Consider the following 4571-nt stretch of genomic DNA (forward strand, 5'->3'; position numbering starts at 1 on the left):
AAGGTCAGCAAGGTCAGCAAAATGATTCTTCGCAAAGCTCTCAGGATCAACAACAAAGCTCCGCTGACAATGGCAAGTCACAAGATCAAAGCAGTAACCAAGATCAACGCGGTAGCCAAGACCAAAACTCATCTCAAGGCCAACCTGAAAATCACTCTGACTCTGAAAAGTCTAAACAAGACGACAAGCAAGCCACGCAACAAAGTAACAGTGATCAGCCGAAACAGAGTGACCAAGAAGGCGCTACACCTCAAAGTGCTAGCGCACAACAAGCTTCAAAAGAAGATGGTGAGCAAAGTAGTCAGCAAGCTGTAGCACAAACCTCAGATCAACCTCTGTCGAGCGACCCTGACATGCGAAAACTTGAGCAAGTAGAAAGCGCCCGTGACCCGAGCCAACTGCTTAAAGCGCAAATGATTTTACAAGCACGACAAAAAAGTGCTCCTAACAACCAGAACAAAAAGTGGTAACCATGCGATTTTTAAACAAGCCATTTTTATCCGTACTCCTAACATTGTTGTTGGGAGCTTTCTCGTCCTTCTCAGTATTGGCTGCAAACGCCGTGGCGAGCGTTTCACATAACAGTGTCACCAAAGATGAAGTGTTCCTTCTTAGAGTTGCAACCGATGAAAAGGTCTCCTCTGATGCTCTAGATCTAACAGCGCTCCAGCAGGATTTCTATGTTGGCACACCAAACTTTGGGTCGTCGATGCGAATCGTCAATGGCAGCCGTTCGGTATCAAGTGAATGGAACATTAGCCTTGCTCCACTGCGTTTGGGTAAGTTGCAAATCCCGAGTTTTGATATTGAAGGGGCAAAAACCAAGCCTATCACCATCAATGTTGCAATTAACAAAGCCGCTCCAACTCAACATGATATGGCAGAGTTCCAGCTTAATCTCAGCAAGAACTCGCTGTACCCAGAAGAAGTGGCTGAGCTTGATGTAAAACTCATCATCAAAGCTGACCCAAGAAGGCTGCAAGATCCTAAAATAGCGCCACCGAGCTCGCCGGGCTTAGATGTGGAACCTATTGGTGAATCGAAGCAATTTCAAGATGTTCTCAATGGACAAGAGGTGACGGTAGTTCAACAGTCTTTCCGTATCTCTTCACAAAAGGCCGGACAGTTTAAGCTGAATGGACCGAAGCTGAATGGAGCCGTTGTTTACTCAACCAACAACTCCAGTACAACGCGTCTGTTCCAGCTCGACACGCCCGTTGAAATCTTAGATGTAACTGTGAAGGACGTACCAAAAGGCTACCAAGGTGAGTGGTTACCAACATCAAACTTCAAACTGATTCAACAATGGTCAGATAGCCAAGGCAATCAACTGGGAAATAGTAATGGTTTAGAAGGCGACAACCAAACCATTGAAATGGAAGCGGGTGATTCGTTAACTCGTACCATCACGATGACGGCTAGCAACTTAACGCAACACCAGTTGCCAAAACTGAATATCACCTACCCTAATTCGGTACGTGTTTATGAAGAGAAGCCGCAATTTGGCACAACTCAGTCAGGTGATTCTGTCGTTGTTTACAAGCAAGTCTTGATTCCGAAAGAGGCAGGAAACATCTCGCTTCCTGATGTGTCTCAAGCTTGGTTTAACACCGATTTGCAATCAGAACAAACAAGCAAAGCGCAGGGGCTAGAGTTAGCGGTAAAAGCAAGTGATCGCGCAACGTCAAGCACTCCACCAGTAACTGCTACGCCCGCCCAACAAGTAAACCCGACGGTTGTTACTGTGGATAGCCCTGGGATCTGGCCATATCTCACCGCCCTATTTGCAGCTTTGTGGCTAATCAGCTCAGCATTGGCATTCTACTTCTGGTCACGCCGCGGCGTAACGACAACACCAACACACACTGTTGAACGTCAATCAGATACCGCAGAAGCGCTTATTGAAGCTCTAAGAACGAAAGATGGCGTGATGACCAGAACCTTATTTGAGCAATGGAAATCTGAAAATACAGATCTAAGTGATGAGACGTTACAAACCGTTGAAGCCGAACTCACCAAGCTAAACCAAAGCCTTTATGGTGAAGCCGGTTCACCAGCCCAAACATGGAGCCCTGAGCTGGCAATCAAAACGGTGAAGAAGCCCAAGAGAGTTGCGAGTAAAAAGCATAATAGTTCGCTAGAAAATCTTTAGTCGACGCTGTTCATCAAGAACAGTAAAGCACAAAGGCCGTTGATCATCTTGAGATCAACGGCCTTTATTTTAAGAAAGAGAGGCTGTGACTTTTTTACGTTTTAAGGCAGAAACAATTCGATTTCGCCCCGAGTCTTTGGCTTGATACAAGGCTTTATCTGCCTTGCCATACAACAAATCAAAATCGAACTGATGCTGGTCAGACGTTATCGAGGCATAGCCAACGGATGCCGTTAAATATGGGCTGGTACTACTTTCACAATGCAGGATTTTTGCCTCTTCAATGCATTTTCTAATCGACTCTGCACGTTGCTTTGTCTCTGAGTGATTCGTGCCAATCATCAACAACATAAACTCCTCTCCGCCAATCCGGCAGAAGGTTTCTTTATCATTGTGAACATGGGCATTCAGTATCTCACCTACCGTCCTCAGAGCCGCATCCCCTTCAGTATGACCATAGACACTGTTGTACAAACCAAAGTGGTCGAGGTCGACAAGAATCAAGCCAAATGTAATTTCGTTCTGTAAGGCAAAGGCACCTTGATCGTCACCGTTCAAGTCTTCTAGAACCTGCGACAACATACGGCGGTTTCCAAGGCGCGTAAGAGGATCTAGCTTAGAAATGATATCCAATTGCTCATTCGCCAACTCTAGCTCTTGGGTACGCTTACTGACTTCTTGCTCCAATGTTTCATTGAGCTTTTTCAGTTCTTCTTGAGCCATGGTTCTTTGCAGCACCTCAGCAAGGCTCGAAGCAAAGATACGTATTACCTCACGAAGCTGTGAGGTTAAAGGACTGCGAGTTAATAGGTTATCAGCAGCGATAAACGCAATCGGCTCACCCGTATTGGTGGTGAGCATGGTCATTGCCGTCCAACCGACTCCCACAATATTGAAATCGTGGTAGATAGGAACTGATTCTTCAAAGGCAACTTGATTAGGGCAAGCACGAGCTGCGGCTACAATGTCACGTTCCACCAGCTCAGAGCGATAATAGGACTCATCGACAATATCGCCTTTGATGTCAGTGCCCCAAGTACCTTGCATGTAACTGCACTTTTTGTCTGTTAGGAAAACAGCCAGTCGATCGATACCTAGATGTTGAATCGCAAAACTAACCGCGGACTTACAGACTTCACTGACGCTATCGCATCGGGACAGCTCAACCATACTCGAGTGCAACATACGTATGTTCTGCTCTTGGCGCTTGCGAATATAGATTTGAGAAAGCAAAGAGCCAAAAGACTCAAGCATCTGCTTTTGATAGTTAGTAATCGGTGAGCGATGAATGTAGTTATCCATGGCGATCCAGCCGACAGGTTTGTCGCCTTCATGCAAGATAAGCATGCCATTCCACCCCTGCCCGACCACCTTACCTTCTGTATACAGGGGCGCATTATCGATGATGACTAGATTAGTATGGTTATCAGACAGCGCTTCAATGTATTCCGCTTCAAGTTGGTGCAAATCGTATTGAGTGTGGTGTTCACTGTTGGTTTTACCCGCTTCGTCAGTGCCATAAGTGCCGCTGAAACAACGCTTTTTCATATCAAGCAACATGAAGATCGCACGATCAAACCCTAACCTGTCTCGCACAGCCTCAACCGATGCTTTATACAAAGCATCGAGTGACTCAGGGTTAGAAAGCTCAAGCGCGACCTGATGAACCAGCTTCATGTTCTCTACAAACAGCTCACGTAACTTTATCTCATCTAAGTATTGAGCTTCACGTGTGTCTCTGTGTTTGATTTCTAGCGCCGCGTTCTTTTCGGCACGAATACATTGCCAACGGGCAGCCGCGAGCTGTAACACATCAAGATCTTGGTCAAAGGTTTGATTAACCTTCTCAGCATTGCAATTTTGAACAATTAAATAAGTTCTGGAGGCAGGTGCGTTGTCGAGCATCATGATAAACGACTCCCCACCAAGCACTTTCATGTGTTCCCACTTGCAGGTGTTGATAGCCATTGGCAAAACCCCGTCTGCGGTATCAAACTGTGAGACCCACGGCCAAAATGTAGAGGGGTAGCTCGCCAATGAGGTTAGGTCGCCATAAGAAAAAATCGGTAATGCGTCGCTCTCCGGCGTCGGTTCAGCAAATATTCCTATCCCTTTTGGAGTAAGTACCTTAACCAGATAGTCAAAAAGAGACTCAGCCAACAGACGATGGTCGCGTGTCGCAGATATTTGTTTTGCAAAGGCTTTAACAGGCACAGCTTCCTTCCATTGGCGATTAAGAATAAAGCAAAAATACAGAAGGCTTGATATGCAATCAATGTAAGTGAAAATGAGATGTTAAGCGGGTCGCAGTTTCACCTTTAACATTATCACAAGCATGAGAAGGACGACAAAAATGGGATTCTCTGCCCAAAATCACATCGACATTGGGGATTTTTTAGACAATCGAGTAGGAGGAGGC

At 45.9% G+C, this 4571-nt stretch carries 2 protein-coding genes and 1 pseudogene; 2 read left to right on the forward strand and 1 reads right to left on the reverse strand.

Going from position 1 to position 4571, the window contains the following annotated elements; translation table 11 throughout:
* Both AB4263_RS23940 and AB4263_RS23945 read left to right on the forward strand, forming a co-directional pair.
* A pseudogene (locus AB4263_RS23940) lies at nucleotides 1–470 on the forward strand (hypothetical protein); the annotation flags it as partial.
* Nucleotides 471–472: 2 nt separating this feature from the next.
* Nucleotides 473–2152, forward strand: coding sequence for a BatD family protein (locus tag AB4263_RS23945; protein ID WP_372099016.1), 1680 nt, complete (start codon nucleotides 473–475; stop codon nucleotides 2150–2152).
* A 69-nt stretch (nucleotides 2153–2221) separates the two neighbouring features.
* On the opposite strand, the gene AB4263_RS23950 is transcribed toward AB4263_RS23945, so the two are convergent.
* Nucleotides 2222–4366, reverse strand: a complete 2145-nt coding sequence (locus tag AB4263_RS23950; protein WP_372099017.1) for a GGDEF domain-containing protein — start codon at nucleotides 4364–4366, stop codon at nucleotides 2222–2224.
* Nucleotides 4367–4571 lie beyond the last annotated feature (205 nt).

It is taken from the genome of Vibrio sp. 10N.261.55.C5 (assembly GCF_041470505.1).
GTDB classification, from domain to species: Bacteria; Pseudomonadota; Gammaproteobacteria; order Enterobacterales; family Vibrionaceae; genus Vibrio; species Vibrio crassostreae_C.

What these genes read in the sequence shown, in the direction of transcription:
- AB4263_RS23945 (WP_372099016.1), top strand. Translation starts at nt 473, where the DNA reads ATGCGATTTTTAAACAAGCCATTTTTATCCGTACTCCTAACATTGTTG.